Origin of the sequence: Herminiimonas sp. KBW02 (assembly GCF_003852535.1) — a bacterium.
GTDB lineage: Bacteria > Pseudomonadota > Gammaproteobacteria > Burkholderiales > Burkholderiaceae_D > Oxalicibacterium.
Genome location: NZ_QAJP01000002.1, coordinates 224,728 through 248,010, shown reverse-complemented (window position 1 = coordinate 248,010; position 23,283 = coordinate 224,728). Strand labels below are relative to the sequence as shown.

The following is a 23,283-nucleotide window of genomic DNA, read 5'->3' as shown; positions in this document are numbered from 1 at the left end:
AGAAGAGATGAGCAGCAGCACCAGCAGGCCGGTGAGGGGAATCCACTGGTGGCGATCGAGCAGGGCGGTCATTTGGCACCGCCTTCCCGCGCAGCCAGCCGCGCCTGTTCACCGTAATGGGCGAGTGTTTGCGATTTTGCGCAAGTTGCGGCGCGGGCTTTGAGCATTGCGTCGGCAACCAGATACGCATGCTTGGCAAAGTCATCCGCATTCCATGTCTCAATGTCGGCCGTTGCGTAGGCTGCGCAAGTAATCAATGCTTTCCCGGCAAACTCATCCCGCAGCTGCAAGCGCTCCAACTCGATCAGCTCCTCTATCTCGGCAGCGGCCTGCGCCTGGGTGATAGCGCCGTGCTTGAACGAAGTCAGGATGTTGGTGACGGCGCTCATGCTGCACCTGCTTTGGCGAGTGCGGAACGAACGGCTTTGCGCGCCACCTGGAAGCGATCTTCGGCCTTCGCTTCGTCATCAGCTGATGCGTTTTCGTGGCCAATGGTGAGTTGCAGCGATTCGGATGCGTTGAAATACTCAACCAGATCATCGTGAGCATGGATAGCCGTTATCACGCTTGTTTGCAGTGCTTTTGCAAAAGTCTCCGCTTGCTTTTTTGTGGTGAACGCAGCGACGCGAACGCCGTTTTTCGGCGAAGTCCAGATTTCAGTGCATCCGGACATAGTTTGGCGAATATCTGGCGTTGCTGTATGTGCTGTAGTCATGTCGTTCTCGCTGTTGTTTGTATTTCCCGCCTTAAAAGCTGGCGCGGGAACCAGGACGATTTATCGGACACGTCAGTCGGCTGCGGGTGGTGGCAGCTCACCTTGCTGCCACTTACGCCTGCGCCGGATACCAGCCGTAGCGCATAGCCGTATAAGTCGCGTTCTTCGCCCACTGCCAGAACACAGGGCCGATGGTGTCGCCTACCGCTGCGTTGTCCTTTACCCATTGCTGTGCCACGGCAACGTGCAGGGCGTATTCGGACGACGCCGATCGGGGCAGGGCGCCCAGATTGTTTTCAAGGAAGATGTCTTTGTTTGGAGCCGCTACCAGTTCAGCGATGAAGCACTCGACCTGCTGATCAGCTGCGTAGGTGGTTGGGAAGCGGCTGGTGTGGATATCTGCGTTGAACTCGACTCCGTCTTTACGGAAGTAGATCGCGGTGTCGCCAGGTTCTTGGCGGTCGTACTTGCGTTGTTCGGTGGCTAAGGCGTTCATATTTCGCTCCAAGTGGATGGCTCATTTGCTGAACCGTTGAAGCGAGTATAGGAAAACTATACATTAAGGTCAAGAAAATATTTACTCCAGTGCATAAATTCTTTACTTTGTGGTTTCTACAGGCGTAAAAAAACCGCCCGAAGGCGGTTATTTGTAGGGTTTATTATTGCGGTTTCCGATTTCCAGGGCATGGATACGCTCGAGCCATTGAAGCGACCAAAAGAATTCCAGCATCACTGTGTCTGTCTTCAGGTCTGTCCCGCAAATAGTTGGTGAAAATATCGACTGCTTGTCCGAACTGCATATTCTTAGGTGCGCAGAAGACCATATCGGTTTTGGTCATCCATGCTTGCCCCTGCAAGCCTTCAATGAAACCCCGCACATAGCCGATACAGATTCCCCTGGTCGGGTCTTTCTCTGAGGTAGCGCACATTTTGTACAGATCGTTGCCGTCCATTGACATCGCGCTAGATGCCGCAAGTGTTAATGCTGCAGCTGCGACTATTTTCTTATGCATATCTTCCCCTAGTTTGAACGTTTTTCTATTTCTTCACGTAAGGCGTTTTGTAGTTTTCTGTGACTCGATTCACGCTGACATATTCGGACGAAAGCGAATACGGTTAAGCATCCTATTGCAAACTGAAGCCAGTCTACATACCCAGTTCTGTCGATAACTGTATTGATAAAATTTAGACCGATTCCTAAGCCAAAGAAGATGAATATACCAATGGCCCAGCATTGCCATTTGGGGATGGAGGAAAACGCTGTTTTAAGCATAATGTCGTCAGCTAGCCTGTCGATCTCCGTATCCGACAATGTCTTCAGCCAGGAAAATTCATTCAAGGGCGACTCTCCGCAAGGGAAAATTGAAAATCACAGCTGTCGGCCGTAGCTGCAGCTCAAGCTGTTTTTTTACTTTTCGTTTGATGAGCGTGTTGCCAGTTGGCGTATGTGAATTCAATAAAGCCATTGACCCTTTCTATTTCGTCGGGTGGCAACTTGTCAAAGTCGGCACGAGATAAACGGAAAGGCCAGTCGGTTACGGTGCTATCCAGACTCTTGGGTAGCGGTAGTGGGGTGCCGGTCAATTCGCTGATTTTGATCATTTGTGACCAGCTCGGCTCATGCCGGTCGTTCTCCCATGCCGACACGTTCCCTTTAGTGACGCCCAAGGCATCGCCTAATTGAGTCTGCGTCAGATTGGCAACCTGACGGCTTCGAAGGATCCACTCACTTAGTTTCATTTCCGCATCGTAAAGTCTAGCTAAACGCGACGGGTCTATATTTTCTTGACTATGTTGTATAGAATTCCTATACTCCGTTCTAAATGAACCCTGAAAGTTAGACATGACATCCCATGCAATTGATGAAGCGGCTCGAATTCTCGGGTCGCAGGTTGATCTGGCAAAGGCTCTCGGCGTCTCGAAATCCGCTGTAAATCAGTGGAAAGGCGAGGGGCGACAAGTCCCGGCTGAACACTGCCCACAGATTGAACGCCTTACCGGTGGACAGGTGAAATGCGAGGAACTGAACACAGAGGTCGACTGGGCGTATTTGCGTACGCCCGCCACCGATGTAGAACAGGCCGCGTCATGAGCACAGAAACAGTTTCGCCGGACAAGGTTGAAAGCACACGCAAAGATGCTGCAACGATACAGGGCGAGATTTTGCGACGCCTTGCAGACGTGACGCAGGTCCATGCAGCGGGTTGCATGGGGGTATCTGCCAGCACTGTTAGTCGAATGGCAGAAAAGATTGAAGACGTATCGCATTTACTCGCTGCGATCGGACTTCAAGTCGCCCCAGCCGATGCCGTGGTCGTAGATAAGGAAGACCAGCGCGCCTTGAAGCGTATGGCCTTTAACTGGTTGCGCGCTGATCTTGAAGGCGAGTTGCAAAGGCTGCGGGGTTAGGCATGCTCGGTTTCGTTCACGAATCCACGAAAGCCAAATCCGTCGAGTGGTATACACCGCCGTGGGTATTTGAACGCCTTGGGATTACGTTCGATCTGGATCCATCGTCGCCGCACGACTATGTACTGGACTGGATCCCTGTAAAGAATCGTTACACCGTCTTTGATGATGGTCTATCGAAACCTTGGGAGGGCCGCATATGGCTGAACCCACCATACTCAAGATGGACTCCGCAATGGATGCGCCGGATGTGCGCGCATGGCAATGGCATTGCCCTGGTTTTCTCCCGTACTGACGCTGCATGGTTCCAGGAATCGATATCGACGGCTGACGCAGTGCTGTTCGTCGCTGGTCGCATTGATTTTGTACCTGGCCATGAGAACAAACATAAAAAATCTCGATCTGGTGCTGCAAACGTCTTCTTTGCGTGGGGTAAGGAATCCGTCACTGCTCTGCAGCGCCTATCTGATCGTGGCTTCTTGATGTACCCAAAACAATCGGTGGCATAAATGGCACGCATACGCACAACCAAACCAGAATTCTGGACCAGCGAACAGATCATGGAGTGTTCGCCGATCGCTCGTCTACTTTTCATCGGCATGTGGAATTTCTGCGACGACGGTGGAAATCACCCGGCCAGCGCACGAACCCTGAAAGCCGAAATATTCCCGTCTGACGATTTTACCTCGTCGGACGTTCAGCGACTAATCGACGAATTGTCGTCGAATAACTTAATCACGCTGTACACCTCAGAAAATAAGGATTATTGGCACGTCAACGGCTGGCACCATCAAAAGATTGACCGTCCAACATTCAAATATCCGCAGTATTCCGACGATCTATCGAAACCACCTCGTCGAACACTCGGCGAGTCCTCACCCCCGGAAGGGAAGGGAATGGAAGGGATAGGGAATGGAAGGGATGTAGAAGGGAATGGAGAAAACAGGTCGTCTGATACTTCAACCTCAGTAGGCGCGAGTGCGACAGAAAAAACTGACGACGATAAAAATCTGAGAGAACCACGATCACGACACGTCGAAGTCGCGATCTTTCTCCGAAACCTTGGCGTCAAGCCTATGACATCGATGCATCCCAACTGCATCGAGTGGGCAGGTAACCCAAAGATCACCGACCAGTTGTTGACCGCCGCCGTCGAGACTGCGCGCCAGTACAAAACCGAGGGCGATATCCACCCGAACTACCTGGCACCGATCGTCGCCGAACTGCTGCTGCCAAAGCGCGACGACAACACCTGGAAGCGTACACACGAAGGAATCGAACGCAAGGGCCGTGAACTCGGGCTATTCGCCAATCGCAACGAGGATTACCCAGCCTTTGCAGACCGTATCACCAAGGAAATCCAGAAACGAAAACGTGAAGGAGCGCCAGCATGAACGATCACACCGTAGACCCCAGCCGCTGTGCGGCGTATGGCTGTCCATGTCTGGGCACCACCAGCAACAGCACCGGCGGTACCGACAAATGGTTTTGCGGCTATCACGCCGGCACTGACGCCATTTCGTGGGCACGCATCAGCAACGAACTGAACCGCCTTTCGTTCATCGTCCTGTCGATGGAAAAGATCAACCGCTACCGCAGCCGCTACGAGTGGGAAAAGGTCTACCGCGAGATTCAGAACGATCTGCGATTGAACCAGCGCAGCGATCTGCTGCTGCAGTCTGGTGAGAGCGTATCGGGTTGGTATGCACGTCTGGATTCGGAACTGGAAAAGGTTTGCAAAGGCACACAGCCGGCACTTAGCCTGCTGCCGCAATCCGCACCGGTGGTTGATCCAGGCGCATCGGATAGTTGGAAACGAGCAAGTTTCCCGGTGCCAGAGCATGCGTAACGCAGCCACATATACGCGCGCGTGCGCGCATTTGCAGACCAACCTGGGAGAGTAAGGATGAAATTCAAGCGTCGATACAGTGACAACGACAAGCACTTTTGGCCGTTCACCTACAGCAAGCACAGCACGAAAGGCTGGCGTCCGCTCGGCATTGTGCTGGACTCTGGTGGCGATCCAGATTGCCGCAGCGCAGGATGCAATCTGAAGCTTCACGCCTTCGGACGCACACTTATCGTGGAATTGCCAAAGCTGATCGATGACTTTCGCATCAAGCACATAGCCGATTCATGGGACGCCGCCACCATTGCGCGTCAAGGTCGGAATTACTATTTCGAGACTTTCCGCCGTGAATTCGGTTTCACGTTCAGCGAAGGCGCGCTGCACTTGCACTATGGTCCTCAGACATGGGACAGCAGCACATCAAAATCTAAATGCATTTTCCTGCCGTGGCGTGAATGGCGTTTTGTGCGTCACAGCTTCTATGACCTCGCTGGTAAGCATTTCTGGACCGAAGGCAAGCGCGAACGCTGGGAGGTGGCGCGTGCGGTGAAGGATGTCGTTCCGACCGCGAAGTTTGACTTCTACGACTACGACGGAAAACTGATTCAAGCCACGACTCGCATTGAGGAGCGGGAATGGCTTTTCGGTGACAAATGGTGCAAATTCTTGAGCCTGTTCCGTCAGCCGAAGATCCGGCGCAGCCTTGACATCGAATTCAGCGAGCAGGTAGGGCCAGAAAAGGGATCATGGAAGGGCGGCACGCTTGGCCACGGCATTGACATGCTGCCAGGTGAGCTGCACGAAGATGCGTTCCGTCGTTATTGCGAGCAGGACCACCGCTCGAAATATCGGACTTTCCGGATCATTTTCGTAGGCAAATCGCAATGAAAGCCAAATTCCAAACCTCAATGTGCGACGAGATCCAGCGCCGCCGCGACTACCTGGGCGCGATTGACCGTGCGCTGCCGGACGATGACGACCAGGAATCCTTCGACACGCAGGATCAGTTCAGCGAGGTCATGGCCTGGGTGTTCGGTACAGCCATTGTGCTGGCGATCATCGGTGTGGCGGCTTTTTCGGTGGGGATGACGAAGCCATGACGACAATCACCCTGACGCTGCCTTACCCGATCAGCGTCAATCGCTACTGGATGCCGGTAAAGATGAAAAACCATCTTGCGATTCTGCCGACCAAGGAAGGCCGCGAGTATCGCGCCTTAACCGCAGCGTCGTGTCGTTCGCAGGGCGTGACGGCAAAGATCACGGGCCGCGTTCACGTCGACATCAAGCTGTATCCGAAGCGTCCACTGGATTGGCAGAAGCGTGTCAAGAAAGACGGCGCGGCATGGGATGACAGCGTTATGTGTCTCGATATCGACAATGCCAACAAGGTACTGCTTGATTCGATGAAAGACCTGGTGATCGAGGATGACAAATGGATTCGCCGGTTGACATCCGAACGCATGGAGCCGGACGAACACGGCGCCCGGGTCGTCGTGACAATCACGGCGCTGGCCGTCGAGCAGCCACAGGTTTCGATGTTTGATGAGAAGCCGGTTCCATATCCTGAAGACATCGTAGGAGTTACGCTCGTATGACCATTATCAATTACAGCGTGGATACGCAAATCGATGGACTGGACATCATTCAGACAGTGCGGTCAAGGACGGATGGCACGGATCAGGCCGTGTACCGTTACATCATCCAAACAGGTGACGCGCAGACTCGCGAAGCCTTGATCAAGCTGGGCTGGACGCCACCGAAGGATGGGGTCTAACTATGCTGAAGCCCGTCGAACCACTGCTGATTGACTGGTTCTACGTTTTGCTGGACATCCAGCGGAAGGGCTACACGCCTGCGACCATTGGCATGGCGATCGATGTGCCGCGCACCACAATCCTCGGCTGGCGCGATCTACATGCCAACCCTCGCCACATCGATGGCGAAAAACTCATCGCGTTGTGGTGCTCGGTCACCGGCAACACCCGCGAAACGCTCCCAAAGGCCACCGCGCTCAAGGTCTGATTGTCGGGATTCCGACAAAGATTCCCGATAAAGTCGGCGCTGTTCCATCCCGCTAATTCCTCGGAGATACCGACATGTCAAAAGCCACCGGCAACACAGCAAAAACCACTCGCGTCGTGCAGACACCAGGCACCGACCCAGCATTGAACCAAGAAGGCGCAACAACTGGCGCAGCCAGCGACGGATCGCAAGGCGCCACCGGCGATGCCTTCACCGCCTCGGGAGCCGTAACTGGTGACGACGCTGGCACCAAAGCACCAGACGAAGCATTGCCACCAGCCAGCGACACAGCCGCATTGCAGCAGCAAGTTGCCGAGCTGGCCGCAATGGTCAAGGTGCTGTCCGCGCAGCGTGCGCCATCGAGTATGCCGACATCGGCAAAGCTGCCGAGCATGTCCGAAGTCTTGAAGAACAAGCCAGAAGTACCGGTCCTGACCGAAGAAGGCTGGTTTGTCCCTGCAACAACTCTCGCGACTCGGGCGTAAGTCATGTGTGGCGGCGGTAAACAACCGGAAGTGGTTCGCACGGATCCAAAGGCGGAAGCTGATGCAGCAGCCGCCGAAGCAGCCCAGAAAGCGAACCAATCAACAGCTGCACGCAAGCGCGTGCAACAAGCATCTGCGCTGTCAACCGGCGCAGGTACCGCACTCAGTTATGGCAAAACCACACTCGGACAATGAGCGAATCAATCGTAGATCAGGTACTGCGGCGCAAGGGACAGATGGTCGCCCAGCGCCAGCCATACGACCAGGTATGGAAAGAGGTATTCGAATACCTTGCGCCTGAGCGTGCGACCGCCTGGTACGGCTTCATTGAGGCCGGTGCCAATACGGCTCAGTCGCAACGTGCGCGACTCTACGACAACACCGCAATGGACGATGCCGAGGTGCTTAAATCCTCGCTGGCTTCCGGTGTTCACCCTGCAAACTCACGCTGGCTCGATATCGATGCTGGCCAGACGCGTGAGGATGAAACTCGCTGGATGGACGGTGCAAGCCAGTTCATTTTCGAGAACATCCACAATTCCGGATTCGATGCAGTAGGGTACGAAAACCTGTCGGATCTGGTGCCGGCCGGTTGGTTTGTGATGTACATCGACCAGCGCCGCGACTCAGATGGCAACGAGATTGGCGGCTTTAACTTCGAATCGTGGCCGCTGTATCAGTGCTACGTGGGCGCATCAAAGGCAAATGGCCGTGTCGATACGATCTGCCGCGTATGGCAGCCGACAATCGAGCAGCTGGTCACCGAATATGGACTGGACAATGTTTCCGAGAGCAGCCGCCGCAAGTATGAGGAAGGCAAGCTGACAGAAACAGTCGAGTGCGTCTGGATGATCGAGCCAAATGCCAAGGACCGCAAAGGCTTCCTGAAGAACAACTTGCCGTTTCGCTCAATTCACATCGAATGCAATGCCAAGACCCTGTTGCGGGAGTCTGGCTACCATGAGTTCCCATGTGCGGTACCTCGCTGGCGCCTGATTCCCGGCACGCCGTACGCCACTGGGATCGGCTCCAATGTCCTGCCGAATGTCAAAACGCTGAACGATATCCTGCGCATGGAGATGGAAAGCCTGGATATTGCCATTTATGGCATGTGGAAGGGGGTGGACGATGGTGTGTTCAATCCGCGCACCGCCCGAGTGGGAGCGCGCAAGATCATCATGATGGCAAGTCCGGAGAGTCTGACGCCGTTGAAGACCGGCGCCGACTTCAACGTCTCATTTTCCAAAGCAGACCAGCTGCGCCAGTCAATCAGCAAGTCTCTGATGTCGGATAGCTTGACACCACTGACCGGCGGCGTGCTGTCCGCTACCGAGGTTCAAGCCCGAATCAACAAAATCCGCGCACAGCTGGGCCCAATGTTCGCCAGGCTGCAGGGTGAATACTTGCAGGTCATGGTTGAGCGCTGTTTTGCCATTGCGTACCGATCTGGGGTTCTGGAAGCTGAACTCGGCCCGATACCGGAGACATTGAAGGGCCGGGATTTCATCGTTAAATACCTCAACCCACTGGCACGCGCCCAGAAAATGGAGCAGGTCAACGCAATCGATGCATTGATCGCCGGCCTCATCCAGACCGCAAGCGCTGCACAGAACCCTGCATTGCTCGATGTCATCGACATGGACGCCGCGAACTACGAAAAAGGCCTGGCGCTCGGTGTTCCGGCAAACCTGCTGCGCGGTCCGGAGCAGCTTACCGAGAAGCGCAAGACGGATATTGCAGCGGCCGAGCAAGCACAACAGCAGGCCCAGCAGCAGCAACTTCAGCAGGTAGCAGGCGAGAAGGCTATCGAAGCATCTATGGCGCAATAACATGGACAGCAAACGCTCAATTCCTGACCGGATTACCCCGGAAATGTACCGCCAGATATTCGAAGCAGACGCACGTGGTGCGCTGATTCTCGAGCACCTTTGCCTACTGTTCAGCAAACCAGCAACCACCACGGGCGGCGTTGACGCCATCCTGAAGACATTCCTCAACTCAGGGGAACACAACGTCGTGCAGCACATCGTGCGACAAATCAACCTTGCCAACAACGTAGGAGCAGATGATGAAAATCAAGAACAATAAATGGGTAATGCGTGAACAAGCTGCAGGTGATGGCGGCGATAACGGCGGTGGTGGCGACGGCGCTACTTTGCCAGATCCTGCGGCCGGCGGAGCTGCTGGAGCTGCCGGAGAAGGTGGTGACCAAGGTGGCCAGGATGGAAGTGCGTTAGACGGCGCTGGCGGCGGTGAAGCCGCCTGGAAGCCGGAATCCGTGGCTGAAAAGTATCACGTCAAGAAGGAAGACGGCACACTCGACCTGGACAAGACACTGGAAAAGGTAGAGACAGCACGTGCTGCGTTGGAAAAGAAAATGGGGTCCGGCGATATGCGCCCCAAAGAACACAGCGAATACAAGGCTCCTGCGCTTCCTGAAATTCTGAAGGATGTGAAGCTGGACACAGAGCGTTTTGCAAAAAAAGCCCACGAAATGGGACTATCACAGAAGCAGTACGAAGAAGTGATGGGCGAGTATTACGATCTTTTGCCACAGATGGTTGGTGATCAACAAAAGGCAAACTCCGATGAGGTAACCAAAGAGTTAGAAGCTCTCTGGAAAGATTCTTCGGAAGGTAATTTTAAAGCCGCGTATCGCGCTGCCAATACAATCGCCGAATCGATTGGTTTGAGCTACAAAGAAGTAAACGAAGCCCTTGGAAACAACCCAATGGCAATCCGCATCCTCGCAGCGGTCGGCAAGGAAATGAGCGAAGACAAAACGCCAGGCTCAGCAAATGGATCGATCCCGCCAGGCTTTGACATCTCTGCCGCCTTGGCCAGCCCCGCCTACATGGATGCAAAGCATCCTGATCACAAGAAAGTATCCGCTCAGGTATCGGCGTATTACGCAAAGAACACGCCGAAAGAGTAGGTGACTACCGATCGATAACAAAGCCACCCACTGCGGTGGCTTTTATTTTGTCGGGATTCCGACAAGCAAAAAAAATATGATCTGCTGCATCTGCCCAGCAATGGAAACCAGATGTGTTGCCAGACAAGGCCCGGAAACGGACACCCCTGAAAAGGCGCGACAAACCTTTTTTCTTATTCCTTATGGGGGTGGCACTATGCCTGATTCAATTACCAAGCAGTTTGTGACGCAGTTTGATAACTCGCTGCGTACGCTCGCTCAACAAAAAGACTCGCGCCTGCGTAAAACGATCTATGACCGCGGTCAGATCGAAGGTGCATCCTTCACTATCAACAACCTCGGCACCGTCGAGATGGACGAAGCCCTCGTTCGCCTGGGCGATACCCTCTGGGCAGATCCAGATCACACCGCACGTAACGTGCCGCTGCGTGACTTCTTCAAGGCTATCCCGCTGGACCGCATGGATATTCCGAAGATGAAGGTCAATCCGGTCACCGGCGGCCAGTACATGCAGCAATTGGTTGCGGCTCGTAACCGCAAGATCGACGACGTGATCTTCCAGGCTGCGTTGAACCCGATTGTCGCGCTGGATGGTACTGCGACTTTCACATTGCCAGCGTCGCAAATCATCGCGGCCGGCGGCACCGGTTTGACGAAGGCCAAGATCATTCAAACCAAGTCGATCTTCCGTCAAAACGAAACCGACGACGAACAAGAACTGTTCTTCCTGTACGACTCGCTGGCCATGACGCAAATCATGTCCGATACCACGCTGACATCGGCCGACTTTATGGCGGTGAAGATGTTGCAAACCGGCTCGCTGACTGAAAAGTGGATGGGCTTCAACTGGATCCCATTCGAACGCGTGCTGAATGTCGGCGGTGTTCGCACCACAGCTGCGTACAGCAAGGACGCGATCCACTTCGGTTACGGCGACGAGCGTGGTGACGTTGATAAACGTCCGGACAAGCGCAACGCCTGGCAGGTAAGTATCGAAGGAAGCTACGGCGCAGGCCGTCAGGACGAGAAGAAGGTCGTCCAAGTCTCCTACCAGTAAGCAAACCATGCGGTGCCAGAACCCTGGCGCCGCAACCGTTTAAAGGAATGAATCATGGCTGATCTTGACACTCTCACGCGTTCGAAGGTGGCTCAAGTTGCTGGTCGCAAGGCAACCGCAACCACCCAGAACCGTAACCGCGTAGCAATTATTGACACCCCGGCGACTTACGCGTCGCCTGCAGACGGCAGCACCTTCGGTACCGGAATCATCCTGCCGAAAGGCTCTCGTCTGCTGTGCCCAATGACCTTGTCGAATGCTGCGAATGCTGCTTCGCTGACATTGTCGCTAGGCATCCGTGACGCGATCACCAAGGTTGCGATTGATGCCACCGCAATTTGTGCTGCAACTGCAATCACCACTGCAGCCACGGCTCAATTGAATACCGGCACAAAGGTAACCGGCGGTCAGTTCTACGAAATGCCGGCAGACGTTGAAATCTACGGCACCTTGGCAGGTGCTGCAGGTACGGCAAACGCTGCAATCCGCGCTGAGATTCCATTCATCGCGCCGTAAGTTTTATCTCTCTGCTGCTGTTGGTGTCTTGGGGCGGCTTCGGTCGCCCCTTTTTCCTTAAGGGAGTTGATCATCGCTACCGATATTTCGATCTGCAGTGCCGCATTTCTTCAGCTTGGCAAGGATGGCATTTCCTCCTTTGACGAGCCGAACGATCGCGCCAAACTCTGCAAGAACATCTACTCCATTGAAAAAGATTCGCTCCTTCGTGAGCATCCTTGGAACTGCTCAAGTGATCGTGCTGTGCTTGCTCCCATGGCAGCCGTACCGGCCTTTGGCTTTTCAGCACAGTTTGCACTCCCATCCAATTTCTTGCGTCTGAAGTCAGTTGGCGACCAGGACATAGGCAGCCCGAATTGCATGAAATTTAAAGTTGAGCGCAAGAAGATCCTGGCATCGGGAACGATGCTGCCAATCGAGTATGTTTTCAGGTCTGACGAGTCTGACTGGGATTCAAAGGTTGTCGAATTGATGATCGCTCGCATGGTTTGGAAGATGGCATATCCGCTCACGCAGTCCACCTCACTTCGGGATTCACTGGCAGATGAATACAAAAAGATGGCTCAAGTGGCACGTAGTATCGACGCGCAAGAGAATCCATCGGAGGAGTTGAGCGACGACTTCGCCTTGATTACTGGACGGTTCTGATGGCACGCGCATCAATCATTCAGACAAACTTCACTTCCGGCGAGCTGACGCCTCGTATTGCGTATGGCCGTATGGATGTGTCCAAATATCAGAACGGGCTGAAACGAGCGGAGAACGTCATTTTGACGGTGCAGGGCGGGGCGTTGCGACGTCCGGGCACACGGTTCATTGGTGAGGTGAAAGGATCAAACGTCGCTCGCCTAATCAGTTTTATCTATAACCGCAGCCAGGCTTATGTGTTGGAGATGGGTATCGGTTACATGCGGTTTTACCGCAATCGTGCGCGTATCGGAGCATATGAGATTGCCACGCCTTATACTGCAGACCAGTTACCTAGCATCACTTTCGTTCAGAAAGCAGACACTGCGTTTCTGGCGCATGCAGCTGTTTATCCTCAGCGTCTGCAACGATTCGGCGATACGTCATGGAAGATCGAAAACACACCATTCGTTACTGAACCGTTCTCAGAAGTCGGGACTACGCCTGCAGTGGCATTAACGCTCGGCTCTGCAGCCGTCGGTAGCACGACGGCGACAGCGGCATCATCCATTTTCCTTGCCGCAGACGTTGGACGCCAGATCGATTCTGGTGCTGGTGTCGGCACTATCACAGCTGTGGCCAGCGGAACCTCAGCCACAGTGAATATCACCAGTCCGTTTTCGTCAACCGCACTTGCGCCAAGCACCTGGACGATCGAAGGCTCACCAAATACGACGCTTACGCCATCGGCTGCGGGTGTGGTGGACGCCGTTATTACACTGACGCTCAGTGCCGCTGGATGGCGTGCTGATGATGTCGGTAAATACGTTTCTGTAAATGCAGGTCTGGTCAAGATCACGGCATTTGGTAGTGCAACGTCTGTAACCGGAATCGTACTCACCGAAGTCACAAGTGCTGTAGCCGCGCCGCCAACTGCATGGACATTACAAGCCAATTCGTGGAATGCGGTGCGTGGTTATCCGCGTTCGGTAACGATAAATAAGCAGCGTTTGTATCTGGCCAATACTGTCAAGTATCCGCAAACGATATGGGGTAGCGAGATTCGTGGATATCTAAGCTACCGCATCGGTATCGCAGACGATGAAGCCTTTGCGTTTGAGTTGGACGGAGCCAATAACAGCCCGATCATGCACTTGTCCCCGCTGCGTAAGATGGCAGTCTTGACTGAATCTGACGAGATGAGCCTGACCGGCGGGCAAGAGAAGCCAATTACCCCGACGAACATCGACAAGAATGACGAATCCAGCTCTGGCGCAAACGATGTGAAGCCCATCAAGGTAGGGAATGAGTTGATTTATGTCAGTCCTGATGGGTTGAAGGTTAGGTCGCTCGGGTACCGCTATGACATCGATGGATTCTCATCGCCCGATCGCACAGTGTTCGCTGAACACATTACCAAATCCGGGATCCGGGAATTGGCCTTTGAGAAGCAAGATGCCACTCTTTACGCCCCACGTAATGACGGCGTGATGGCTGTTTGTGCATACGACATCGAACAAGAGGTCGTAGGCTGGGGACGCTGGATAACCGATGGCAAGTTTGAATCGATCGCCGTAATCCCGACGGCAATAGGCGAAGACACATACGTCATTGTGAGCCGCGTGATAAACGGCGTGCTGAAACGCTATATCGAAGTGTTAGATCGCAATGTCCTTGTGGATTGCGCTGTTGTAGCCAGCGACCCAACTCCAAAAACTGTATGGACTGGGCTTTCCCACCTGGAAGGAAAAGTTGTCCAGGTGCGCGCAGACGACGCTTACAGCGGCGAGTACACCGTAACAGGTGGTCAGATCGAACTGGATCTGCCGGCGTCGTCTGTTCAGATTGGGCTGAAGTTCAACCCACTGATTGAACTGCTGCAGCCGGAATTAGGTGGGCAGGGTTCGACATCTCAGGGCAATCCGATTACTACGGCCAACGTTATTGTCCGCGTCTTGGATACACAGGCGCTGATCGTCAACGGGCAGGAGGCTGAGTTCCGTCAGTTCGACATTCCGGTACTGGACTTGCCGCCGCCTACGGTAGAAGGCGATATCCGCACGTTCACGCTATCCGATTCAATCTATTTGACCCACCAGATTATCGAATGCCCATTTCCGGCGCCGTTTCATGTGCTCAACGTTATTAGAAAGCTGACTGTCAATGATTAGAGCTGCTACCGCTGCAGATGTTGATCGATTGGTGATGCTCGGCCAGGCCATGCACGCCGTCTCTGACTATGCACCGATCTCCTACAACGCGGCAAAGGTAGCGCGATTGCTGGTGAACCTGATCAATGGCGCCGGTGTTGTCTTTGTCGCAGAGCGAGGTGGTGTGGTGGTGGGTGGGCTGGCCGGTGGGGTTACAGAGTTTTGGTTTTCAGACGAGCAGCTCGGCTTTGACTATTCGTTTTTGATCGAACCAACCTCGTCAAATGGAATAACCGCTTTACGCCTGATAGCCGCATTCAAGATCTGGTGCAAAGCCAAGGGTGCAAAGGTATTAAAGATGGGGATCACTACGGGAATCAACGAAGAACGCATGTCAGAGCTGTACCGCTATGCTGGATTTGAGCAGGACGGGACATTATTCAGGATGGAGTTGTAATCATGAAAGTAGAAGTTAAACGTTGTCCTTTGATTTTGATCGAGACTTCCCCCGATCTACCGGCATTGCTTGCTGAATATGCCGCTGAGTCTGCAAATAATGAGATCGGACCAGTGTCACCACAGTTGCCGACGTACCGAGCAATGGAAACGGCGGGAGTTTTTTACGCATTCTCTGCTCAGCTGGATGGTCGCCTCATCGGGTTTCTGTTCCTGATTGTTCCTGTGCTGCCTCACTACGGTGAAATGGTGGCTATCGCTGAATCCTACTTCGTGGCTTCGGGATATCGAAAGACTGGTGCTGCAACCAAGTTACGGAAAGCGGCAGAAGACATTGCAAGCGGTCTTGGTGCTGTCGGAATCATGTTCAGCGCACCAATTGGCGGGGTTCTTGAGCAAGTGCTACCAGGAGTGGGATATCGCGATACCGCGCGTATTTTCTTTAAGGCTCTTCAATGACAAACCTCATAACCAACAAACCACCAGCCATTCATGCCATGACGCGGCAGGCAATCTCCAATGTGTTCGAATTGGAAAAGCGGATCCTGACATGTCCGCAAGTGCAGATGAAAACACTGCATGTACTGCATGGCGGCATGTACTCCCGAACCATCGTGATGCCTGCTGGAATTTTGCTCACTGGCGCGCTGGTTAAGGTCGCCACCTTGTTGACGATCTGTGGCGATGTGGAAGTGCTGATTGGTGAGGCGGAAAGCATGCGCGTTTCCGGTCACGTCGTATTGCCTGCCAGTGCAGGACGCAAACAGGCGTTTCGCACGTACGCAGAGACCACGATCACGATGACATTCCGGACCGACGCGAGGTCGATTGAGGAAGCCGAAGCCGAATTTACAGACCAGCACGACATGCTTATGTCGCGCCGGGATCCAAAACTGAACACCATCATCATTACCGGAGAGTAGCCATGTCTGGAGGAATATCAGCGACCACGGTTGCTATGTATGCAGCAGCCGCAAGTGCTGCACTCGGGGCCTACACAGCATTGGAAAACGGTGCGCAACAGAAAAATCAGATGAATTACCAGGCCGAGCAGGCGCAGGCTGATGCCGATGCTGCAGCTTCTCAATCGCAAGTTGAAGCAGCACAAATTCGGAAGGCTGTTCAACGGCAAAGAGCGTCCGCACGCGCTGCTCTGTCAGAGTCCGGTGTCAATGTTGATGTGGGAACTGGTGAGCTAATTCAGTCAGATATCGAGCAGGAAGGCGAGAAGGATGCGCTGACCACGATTTACAACGGATCGACAGCGAGAAACAAGCTCAAAGCGCAGGCGCAGGGCTTCACAATCGCCGGCAAAAATGCCCAGTCAGCCGGATATATGAATGCTGCTAATTCGGCACTTTCAGGCGTCAGTTCGTTCTACGGCTGGAAGACTAAATCAACAAGTGGTGGGAGGGGCTGATGAAAATCCCGTCCGGTAATCTCAGCTCTGTTTTGCCAAGTGCAACACGAACCCAGACTGTCAACACTGATGGCGGCCTAGGCGCAGCGCAAGCAAACCTTGCAGATACTGCGCAGCGTGCTGCTAACCAGTTTGGCGCTCAAGCGGCTGAAGAACAGCGACGCATACAGGAACGCGACGAAAAGATAGCCACTGTCACTGCGCATGCCAATATTCAAAATGGCCTTGCTGATACCCTGGACAGCATTGCAGATCGCGTGAATAAGGGCGATATCGATCAGTTGGGCGCGATGGCCGAATGGAAGGACACGCAGCAAAAGATCATCGATGACAACAGTAAGAACCTACCTGCCTACGTGCAACCGTTGGTACAAGCCGAAATGGCTGGTTTGTCGGGGCGCCTTACTAACAAGTTGACCGACGTATTCCGGGCCAATGATAGCAAGGTAGCAGCTGCTGACCGATTAGCTTACGGTGAACAGATGGAGCGCTTTGCCCGTACCGATGCACCTTTGGCAATCAAGCAATATCACCAATTCATCGATCAGGATCCGTTTGCCAATCCGGAAGAAAAGCAAAAGCTAAAGCAGACCTTCAGCGAGAAGGTGAAGTACACCGAAGCGTATAGCCTGATAACAGGTGCGCGTGACAATGTCGGTGCACTGGAAGGTTTGCGGAAACGTTTGAATTCGGACGAGTACATCGACATCGATCCACAGAAACGAGCCGCGCTGGATGCCAGCATCAATACCCGCATGAGTACGCTAATACAGCGGAATGCGGCACAAGCCGAGGCACGGGATCGGAAAGCAGCCGCTGCATTTGCATCCTTCAGCACATTCATAGAATCCGGCAGACCACCGACCCCGGAATACGCAGTGCAGGTGGCGACTCAATTCAAGGGTACCGCTTACGAGGGTGCGGTTATGTCGCTGCTCAAAGATGGAAGTGAATTGGCGGGGTTCTCGTCGGCATCCGTGACAAAACAGCGCGAGATTCTTTTGTCAGAGTCATCAAAGTTGAACAAGTCCGGCAGTGACCCTGCTGCAAATAAGCGCTTTCAGAAGCTACAGGCTATTCATAATGCGACGCTGGCAGACATCAAGGAAGATCCTTTAACAGCCTCGGTTGATCGCAATGTAAATCAGACATTAGAGCCGATCACATTTGATATAAATACCTTGCCGCAGCAGTTGGCCAAACGCAAAGAGGCAGCAGACACCGCATCTGCCTGGACCGGCAAACCGGTTGCACCGGTGACCAAAGGCGAAGCAGAGCAACTTGTCACTATGTTGGAGCCGCTTGGGCCAAGAGAAACAGCGACGGTGCTAAAGGGTGTCGTCGGTGCTATCGGCCCGCGTGCAACTCAAGCACTTGCCACCTTGATGGGAGACAAGAACGGATCTCTCGCGATCGCAGCAGGGTTGACTTCGCTCAATACTTCGGAAGGCCGCAACGTTGCCGCGATCTACCTGGATGGCAAGCAGGTTCTTAAAGATGGGCGCGCAAAGATGGATGCAGCCAAAGAAACCGGCACCAAGGCGCAGATTTATTCTGCACTGCAAGGCGTGTATCCGACTCAGAAAGCGACAGATCAGGCCGCTGAAGTCATCTACAACGTGTACGCCAGCAAGAAGGCGTCTGGGACTGACAACCTCAGCGCGGCAATCAAGCTCGGGACTGGTGGCCTGATTGAGTACAACGGCGCGAAGGTAGCGCTTCCATACGGCAAGACGGAGATGGATTTGCAGGATGCTGTCAAAGCGGTGACTCCTGCAGCCCTGAAGACTCAGGGTAGCGTGTTCAGAGTTGGAACCGGTGCAATCACACCCGAGCAACTTTCTAAGCAACTGCCGCAGCTTCCCCTGCAGACGGTCGGAAACGGGACATATGCGGTGCGAGTAGGCGGCATCCCCGTACTACGCGAAGACGGCACCCCACTGATACTTAATCTTGGGGGCGGCAATGTTCGATGATGATGGCGCCATTCAAGCCCTGACAGCCCAGGCGCAGTTAAATCAGCCCATGCAGCCCAAAGTGCCGACCCTGTTTCAAGGTTCATGGGCTGCCGTGGCAAAGATTATCCCTGCCGCCGCCGGCGAAACTATCAGGGCATTCAATCAAATGGCGACGCCGGCAGCCATGACCGAGGAAAAGAAATCACGCCTAGCTGAAAAGTTTGGTGCGGATTTCGCAGAATACGAGGCGGCAAGACGTGCGGAAGCCATCCAAGAGCATGACCAAGTGGGCAGTTCGCTTGGGCGCTTCGTTAAGTCCATGACGCCGGATGCGCAGTCATCAGGCACCGCAGCGCAGATCATTCACGGTCTTGGTAAAACAGTCGGCAAGGCTGTCGGGTATTCGCTAGCTGGCGGCCTACCTGGTATAGCTGTCGGTCTCAGTACCGACGAAGGGATAAACGAATCGTTGCGCCTGCAGGACTCGGGTGTAGACCAGGTCACAGCGAATCAAGCTGGTGTGGTGCGTGCTGCCACTACTGCGGTTTCAGTAGCGCTACCGGGAGCTGGTCCTACACTTGCGAAAACCGTAGGTCTGATTGCGACAGCTGGGCCAGTGGCTTTCATGGCTGATCAGGCCGCAATAAAACACATTCTGGAAAGCGCCAACTATGCCGACAAAGCAAAGGAATACGACCCCTACGATTTGACCAATCTGTTGATTTCAAGCGTACCAGGTGTAGTTATCGGCGGTATTCACTTGCGCGGCAGGTCGAAGGCAAAGTCGGCGGAAGTGCAAGCACGTGAAGCCTCAGACGCAGTCGCAAAAGAAGAAGTGAACGTCCAGAACGACGTGGCCGGTATCACTGCAGAGGCCGATCAGGAAGCAGCAGCGCGCGTAATGCAAGTAGACACACTGCTTCAACGTAAGGCGCTGACTCCGCTGCATGATCTTGTCGGCCAAATTGACCATCAAAGCGCAATGGACTACGCCGCACGCCAGTTCAACGATGGAACGCCAATTGACGTGCGTTCTGTCCTTCGATCAGCTTCTGATGCCGACGCTATTCCGATCGAATCCCTAGCTAACGCAAGACTGCTGGATGAAAGCGGTGCCAGACTAGAACGAGAGCGTGCAGAACTACTGCCTGATGTCGGCAATATCGGAGAGCCTGGTGCGATCGTTGGTATTCGCGAGGAGGTAGCCGCTCTGCACCAGATGCGCGCATCGTTCACTGACGATGCATTGAAGACTCTGGCAAAACAAATTCAAGCAGACGAACAGGTCAGTTATAAATCTGCTTTGTCGAAGGCAAAGAAAGAAACTGAGGTTCGTAGCACGGAAATAGACCGCCGTATATCCGCGTTGGAAGATCAACTGGAAACAAATCGAATCGCAGCGGAGGCCGCAAAACGTCTCGCGGACATAGACGAACGCATCGCACGAATTCGTGATGAACGCGCCGGAATTGCTGCACCTACACCGAAAGCAGGTGCAATAGCGGTACGTCAGGCACTGAAAGATGTTGGTACATACACTGGGGAAAACCGGTCGCTTGACGTACCTCAAACGCTGGAGAAAGGCGCGGCAACGGTTTCAGTGGAACAGTCGCCTCGGGCAAATCAACTGGATGTTGAAGACGCCTATCTCGATCAGCCCATCGTGATCGCCAAAGCCGACGACGGCACGCCCATCACTACAACTGGCCGAGAATTGCTGGAAGACGTGCGCAATCAACAAATTCAAGCAGACAACGATTCCAAGTCGTTCCTCGCTGCAATCGAATGCTTCATTTCATCGGGTGACATGGTATGAGAGATAAATGCAAATTGGCTGTATCCAAGGCCATTGGCCGGGACATTACCCGGGCTGAAGCTCAGGGCATCGAGGATCGTATCCGCGACAACATGCGCAACCTCGCGCGAACCGATCCAGATTGGGCAAGCAAATCGCTAAATGATCGCCTTCGTGCGGCGGCAGAAGCTGCCGGCAAGCAGGTAATCGGCGAAGCAGCACTGAAGGTTCAGCGCACGCAGCAGGCAATCAATGCTTTGACGCGTGGCCGTGAATCGCTGGATAAAGCCGCGGCGAACGGAGAGCGTATGTTCGTCGGTCTGGCTGACGATATGCGAAAGTCTGAGGTGTACATAAAAGGCGTTCAGCGCGAAGCCTGGACAGGCATGCTGGACGCGATCAACGCTGCCGAGCCTCGGTTCCTTGGCATCATGGAAAACGCTGTGGCAGTCCGTGATTTCGTGCGCGAGGTGTTTGCACCTGGTACCACAGGAAACCAGATTGCGGCCAAGGGTGCGAAAGCATGGACTGCACAAGCTGAACTGCTGCGTCAACGATTCAACAGCGCCGGTGGAGATATCGGCAAGATTGACTACGGATACCTGCCACAGCCACACGATAGCGGCAAAGTACGCGGGAACGGCTCCGCTGAGGCAAGGCAGGCATGGATTGATTCAGTATTGCCGAAGCTGGATCAACGCCGGTATCTCAATGAAGACGGCACGCAGTACAGCCAAAGCCAGCTGAACGACATGTTAGCTGACGTCTGGACATCGATATCGACCAACGGGGCAAACAAGATACAGCCAGGTGGCGCGGCAAAAGGGTCCTCAATGCTGGCGAACCGTGGCAACAAGTCACGCGAGATCCATTTCAAAGATGCGGATTCGTGGATCGAATACATGGGAGATTACGGGCGTGGCCAGCTCTTCAGCTCTATGCAGGGACACGTGCACCGGGTGGCGAATGATATTGGTTTGCTTGAACGTTACGGGCCTAACCCCGCACAGACCTATGAGACATTGCGTCAGACGGCCTATCAAGATGCGGCAACCAAGGGGCAGAAGACGTCGGATATGGTCAAAGTGGGTGGCGTGTTCTTCGCCTCGACGGACTCAATGTGGCACAACCTGTCCGGCAAGGCTAACATCGTCAAGCCGGAATATGCGAACTTCGCAGCAGTCAACCAGGGCGCGCGTAACCTCGCTGTTGCCGGCATGCTTGGTCGGGCTGTCTTCTCTGCATTGGGCGACTTCAATTCATATTTCCTCACCACCAGATTTAACAAACTCCCATTTACTGATTCGCTGATCAACATCGTTCGCGCTCAAGGTAAAGATGCGAAAGATTTTGCAAACAAAGCCGGTTTGATTCAGGAGGGTTTTGTCGCTGATGTGCAAACGCTGGCAGCCGACAACGTGCTGCACGGTTGGTCTGGCAACATCGCATCGGCAACCATGAAAGCGACACTCTTGACCGGCCTGACTGATGCTGTGCGCAGATCGTTTTCCATGACCTACATGGGCGCCCTGGGGAAACTGTCCCGTACGGACTGGGCAATGCTGGCCGCTGACGACCGCGCACGTTTGGTAAAGCAGGGCATCGATGAGGCTGACTGGAAGATAGTCACCCAAGCCAAACCAGAAGACTGGCGCGGCTCTCAAATGCTCACACCTGACTCGATTCGTGGGATTGCCGGTGTAGATGACGCGGATAAAAACAGGGTTGTGGCCAAGGTGCTGGGCCTGATCACTGATGAATCCGAATACGCGTCGATCGCACCCGATCTATATGCGCGCTCGATCGTTACCGGTAAAAGCGAGAAGGGTACGGTAGGCGGTGAGTTTCGCCGACACTTGATGCTCTTCAAGGGAACACCAATTGCGATGGTCACAAGGCACTTTGAACGCGGACTCTCACAGGACGCTCTCGTAGACCGCGCGACATACATGGCACTACTGATCGGCGGCGGTACAGCGGTCGGGGCCGCTGTGCTGCAGCTCAAAGACATTCAATCCGGTAAGGATCCCAGAAAGATGGATGACGCGAAGTTTTGGGCAGCTGCAGCGACGCAGGGCGGCGGTATGGGTATCGCCGGAGACTTTCTCTATCAAGGCCTGACCGGGAAGAACCGTGCCGGCAATTCGATGCTAGGTTCTTTGCTGGGCCCGACTCTTGGCCAGCTCGAGCGTGGTTTTGATGCCGCTGGCTTCCTGATCGATGGCGTGTCAGAGAAGGCCAAAGGCATGGACGTCAAGGGTGACGATCAGATCAAAAACGCCGGTGACCAACTCTATCGGATGGTACGTTCCATGACGCCAGGGGTAAATATCTGGTATGCGCAATCGGTACTTGACCACGCCATTTTGATGGACCTGCAGGAATACCTCTCACCTGGTTACGTCAACCGCATGAAGCAACGCGCCATCAAGGACAACGAGCAGGATTACTACTGGCAGCCGAATCAGCTTACTCCTGATCGCGCGCCCGACTTTGAAAGGATGTTCGGATCATGAGACAAGACCAATACGAAAAACTTCAGGAACTTACTGAAAAGCTGACCGATGTTTTCCTTGCGGAAGCCGACCCTGACAAATGGTCTGGCACTGGAATTGAACCGTCGAAGATGGATAAAACAACGCGCGGTGACCGCTACTACGACAAGAAGAACGCGGCCGCTACCTTGACGGTCCTGATCCGCACAACATCATTGATTGGCGTCATTCAACGCCGGACCGCTGATGGGGCGCCACCTTTGACGGGCGCCGTGGAAGGGCAGGAACTGGACGAGAACGAAGATTCCCTGGATGACGATATAGCCGCTGCCGAGAAGGAAGCGAAGAAGCTGATGGCAAGACTGAACAAAAAGGGCGCGGCTAAAACCTAG

The 23,283-nt window shown here is 54.0% G+C and carries 32 protein-coding genes; 27 read left to right on the top strand and 5 right to left on the bottom strand.

Annotated features, from left to right (window positions below; translation table 11 throughout):
• Positions 1–68: 68 nt before the first annotated feature.
• The 5 genes from DBR37_RS01715 to DBR37_RS01695 form a co-directional block, all read right to left on the bottom strand.
• Entirely contained in the window at positions 69–389 is a 321-nt protein-coding gene (locus DBR37_RS01715) for a hypothetical protein (RefSeq protein ID WP_124572566.1), read from the bottom strand.
• On the bottom strand, positions 386–673 hold the full coding sequence (locus DBR37_RS01710) for a hypothetical protein (RefSeq protein WP_124572565.1): 288 nt from the start codon (positions 671–673) through the stop codon (positions 386–388). Before DBR37_RS01710 ends, DBR37_RS01715 begins: the two co-directional genes overlap by 4 nt.
• A 154-nt stretch (positions 674–827) precedes the next feature.
• Positions 828–1,211, bottom strand: coding sequence for a hypothetical protein (locus DBR37_RS01705; RefSeq protein ID WP_124572564.1), 384 nt, complete (start codon positions 1,209–1,211; stop codon positions 828–830).
• A gap of 163 nt (positions 1,212–1,374) precedes the next feature.
• Positions 1,375–1,728: a Rap1a/Tai family immunity protein gene (locus tag DBR37_RS01700; protein ID WP_124572563.1), complete on the bottom strand. Its 354-nt coding sequence runs from the start codon at positions 1,726–1,728 to the stop codon at positions 1,375–1,377.
• 382 nt (positions 1,729–2,110) lie between these two features.
• Positions 2,111–2,455 carry a helix-turn-helix transcriptional regulator gene (locus DBR37_RS01695; RefSeq protein ID WP_124572562.1) on the bottom strand — a complete coding sequence of 115 codons (345 nt, stop codon included), beginning with the start codon at positions 2,453–2,455 and terminating at the stop codon, positions 2,111–2,113.
• A 103-nt stretch (positions 2,456–2,558) separates the two neighbouring features.
• Here DBR37_RS01695 and DBR37_RS01690 point away from each other — a divergent pair, with 103 nt between their 5' ends.
• The 27 genes from DBR37_RS01690 (at position 2,559) to DBR37_RS01560 (ending at position 23,283) form a co-directional block, all read left to right on the top strand.
• On the top strand, positions 2,559–2,807 hold the full coding sequence (locus DBR37_RS01690; protein ID WP_124572561.1) for a helix-turn-helix domain-containing protein: 249 nt from the start codon (positions 2,559–2,561) through the stop codon (positions 2,805–2,807).
• The gene (locus tag DBR37_RS01685) at positions 2,804–3,124 is read left to right on the top strand and encodes a CII family transcriptional regulator (RefSeq protein ID WP_124572560.1); all 321 of its coding nucleotides are present in this window, start codon (positions 2,804–2,806) and stop codon (positions 3,122–3,124) included. The genes DBR37_RS01690 and DBR37_RS01685 overlap by 4 nt, the downstream gene beginning before the upstream one ends.
• Positions 3,125–3,126: 2 nt before the next feature.
• Positions 3,127–3,633: a DNA N-6-adenine-methyltransferase gene (locus DBR37_RS01680; protein WP_124572559.1), complete on the top strand. Its 507-nt coding sequence runs from the start codon at positions 3,127–3,129 to the stop codon at positions 3,631–3,633.
• Positions 3,634–4,518: a hypothetical protein gene (locus tag DBR37_RS17185; protein WP_199739006.1), complete on the top strand. Its 885-nt coding sequence runs from the start codon at positions 3,634–3,636 to the stop codon at positions 4,516–4,518.
• A complete protein-coding gene (locus DBR37_RS01670) occupies positions 4,515–4,973 on the top strand; it encodes a hypothetical protein (protein ID WP_124572558.1) in 459 nt (152 codons plus the stop codon). The genes DBR37_RS17185 and DBR37_RS01670 overlap by 4 nt, the downstream gene beginning before the upstream one ends.
• Before the next feature lie 57 nt (positions 4,974–5,030).
• Positions 5,031–5,861: a hypothetical protein gene (locus tag DBR37_RS01665; RefSeq protein ID WP_124572557.1), complete on the top strand. Its 831-nt coding sequence runs from the start codon at positions 5,031–5,033 to the stop codon at positions 5,859–5,861.
• Positions 5,858–6,073, top strand: coding sequence for a hypothetical protein (locus DBR37_RS01660; RefSeq protein WP_124572556.1), 216 nt, complete (start codon positions 5,858–5,860; stop codon positions 6,071–6,073). The genes DBR37_RS01665 and DBR37_RS01660 overlap by 4 nt, the downstream gene beginning before the upstream one ends.
• Positions 6,070–6,570 carry a RusA family crossover junction endodeoxyribonuclease gene (locus tag DBR37_RS01655; protein ID WP_124572555.1) on the top strand — a complete coding sequence of 167 codons (501 nt, stop codon included), beginning with the start codon at positions 6,070–6,072 and terminating at the stop codon, positions 6,568–6,570. The genes DBR37_RS01660 and DBR37_RS01655 overlap by 4 nt, the downstream gene beginning before the upstream one ends.
• Entirely contained in the window at positions 6,567–6,749 is a 183-nt protein-coding gene (locus tag DBR37_RS01650; RefSeq protein WP_124572554.1) for a hypothetical protein, read from the top strand. The genes DBR37_RS01655 and DBR37_RS01650 overlap by 4 nt, the downstream gene beginning before the upstream one ends.
• Positions 6,750–6,751: 2 nt before the next feature.
• A complete protein-coding gene (locus tag DBR37_RS01645; protein WP_124572553.1) occupies positions 6,752–6,997 on the top strand; it encodes a hypothetical protein in 246 nt (81 codons plus the stop codon).
• Between the two features lie 74 nt (positions 6,998–7,071).
• Complete coding sequence (locus tag DBR37_RS01640) at positions 7,072–7,482, top strand: hypothetical protein (protein WP_124572552.1); 411 nt, start codon at positions 7,072–7,074, stop codon at positions 7,480–7,482.
• Between the two features lie 3 nt (positions 7,483–7,485).
• On the top strand, positions 7,486–7,677 hold the full coding sequence (locus tag DBR37_RS01635) for a hypothetical protein (RefSeq protein WP_124572551.1): 192 nt from the start codon (positions 7,486–7,488) through the stop codon (positions 7,675–7,677).
• Positions 7,674–9,311, top strand: coding sequence for a portal protein (locus DBR37_RS01630; RefSeq protein ID WP_124572550.1), 1,638 nt, complete (start codon positions 7,674–7,676; stop codon positions 9,309–9,311). The genes DBR37_RS01635 and DBR37_RS01630 overlap by 4 nt, the downstream gene beginning before the upstream one ends.
• Before the next feature lies 1 nt (position 9,312).
• Positions 9,313–9,570, top strand: a complete 258-nt coding sequence (locus DBR37_RS01625; protein WP_124572549.1) for a hypothetical protein — start codon at positions 9,313–9,315, stop codon at positions 9,568–9,570.
• Positions 9,548–10,417 (top strand): hypothetical protein, encoded by an 870-nt coding sequence (locus tag DBR37_RS01620; RefSeq protein ID WP_233588245.1) that lies wholly within the window; start codon positions 9,548–9,550, stop codon positions 10,415–10,417. The genes DBR37_RS01625 and DBR37_RS01620 overlap by 23 nt, the downstream gene beginning before the upstream one ends.
• Positions 10,418–10,613: 196 nt before the next feature.
• On the top strand, positions 10,614–11,474 hold the full coding sequence (locus tag DBR37_RS01615) for a phage capsid protein (protein ID WP_124572547.1): 861 nt from the start codon (positions 10,614–10,616) through the stop codon (positions 11,472–11,474).
• A 54-nt stretch (positions 11,475–11,528) separates the two neighbouring features.
• Positions 11,529–11,990 (top strand): hypothetical protein, encoded by a 462-nt coding sequence (locus DBR37_RS01610; RefSeq protein WP_124572546.1) that lies wholly within the window; start codon positions 11,529–11,531, stop codon positions 11,988–11,990.
• A gap of 66 nt (positions 11,991–12,056) precedes the next feature.
• Positions 12,057–12,638, top strand: coding sequence for a hypothetical protein (locus DBR37_RS01605; RefSeq protein ID WP_233588244.1), 582 nt, complete (start codon positions 12,057–12,059; stop codon positions 12,636–12,638).
• Positions 12,638–14,788 (top strand): hypothetical protein, encoded by a 2,151-nt coding sequence (locus tag DBR37_RS01600; protein ID WP_124572545.1) that lies wholly within the window; start codon positions 12,638–12,640, stop codon positions 14,786–14,788. The genes DBR37_RS01605 and DBR37_RS01600 overlap by 1 nt, the downstream gene beginning before the upstream one ends.
• Complete coding sequence (locus tag DBR37_RS01595) at positions 14,781–15,224, top strand: GNAT family N-acetyltransferase (RefSeq protein ID WP_124572544.1); 444 nt, start codon at positions 14,781–14,783, stop codon at positions 15,222–15,224. The genes DBR37_RS01600 and DBR37_RS01595 overlap by 8 nt, the downstream gene beginning before the upstream one ends.
• A 2-nt stretch (positions 15,225–15,226) precedes the next feature.
• A complete protein-coding gene (locus DBR37_RS01590; RefSeq protein WP_124572543.1) occupies positions 15,227–15,682 on the top strand; it encodes a GNAT family N-acetyltransferase in 456 nt (151 codons plus the stop codon).
• Positions 15,679–16,146, top strand: coding sequence for a hypothetical protein (locus tag DBR37_RS01585; RefSeq protein WP_233588243.1), 468 nt, complete (start codon positions 15,679–15,681; stop codon positions 16,144–16,146). Before DBR37_RS01590 ends, DBR37_RS01585 begins: the two co-directional genes overlap by 4 nt.
• Before the next feature lie 2 nt (positions 16,147–16,148).
• Positions 16,149–16,643 (top strand): hypothetical protein, encoded by a 495-nt coding sequence (locus DBR37_RS01580; RefSeq protein ID WP_124572542.1) that lies wholly within the window; start codon positions 16,149–16,151, stop codon positions 16,641–16,643.
• Positions 16,643–18,619, top strand: a complete 1,977-nt coding sequence (locus DBR37_RS01575) for a hypothetical protein (protein WP_124572541.1) — start codon at positions 16,643–16,645, stop codon at positions 18,617–18,619. The genes DBR37_RS01580 and DBR37_RS01575 overlap by 1 nt, the downstream gene beginning before the upstream one ends.
• Complete coding sequence (locus tag DBR37_RS01570) at positions 18,609–20,417, top strand: hypothetical protein (RefSeq protein WP_124572540.1); 1,809 nt, start codon at positions 18,609–18,611, stop codon at positions 20,415–20,417. Before DBR37_RS01575 ends, DBR37_RS01570 begins: the two co-directional genes overlap by 11 nt.
• Positions 20,414–22,912, top strand: coding sequence for a hypothetical protein (locus DBR37_RS01565; protein ID WP_124572539.1), 2,499 nt, complete (start codon positions 20,414–20,416; stop codon positions 22,910–22,912). The genes DBR37_RS01570 and DBR37_RS01565 overlap by 4 nt, the downstream gene beginning before the upstream one ends.
• Complete coding sequence (locus DBR37_RS01560; protein WP_124572538.1) at positions 22,909–23,283, top strand: hypothetical protein; 375 nt, start codon at positions 22,909–22,911, stop codon at positions 23,281–23,283. Before DBR37_RS01565 ends, DBR37_RS01560 begins: the two co-directional genes overlap by 4 nt.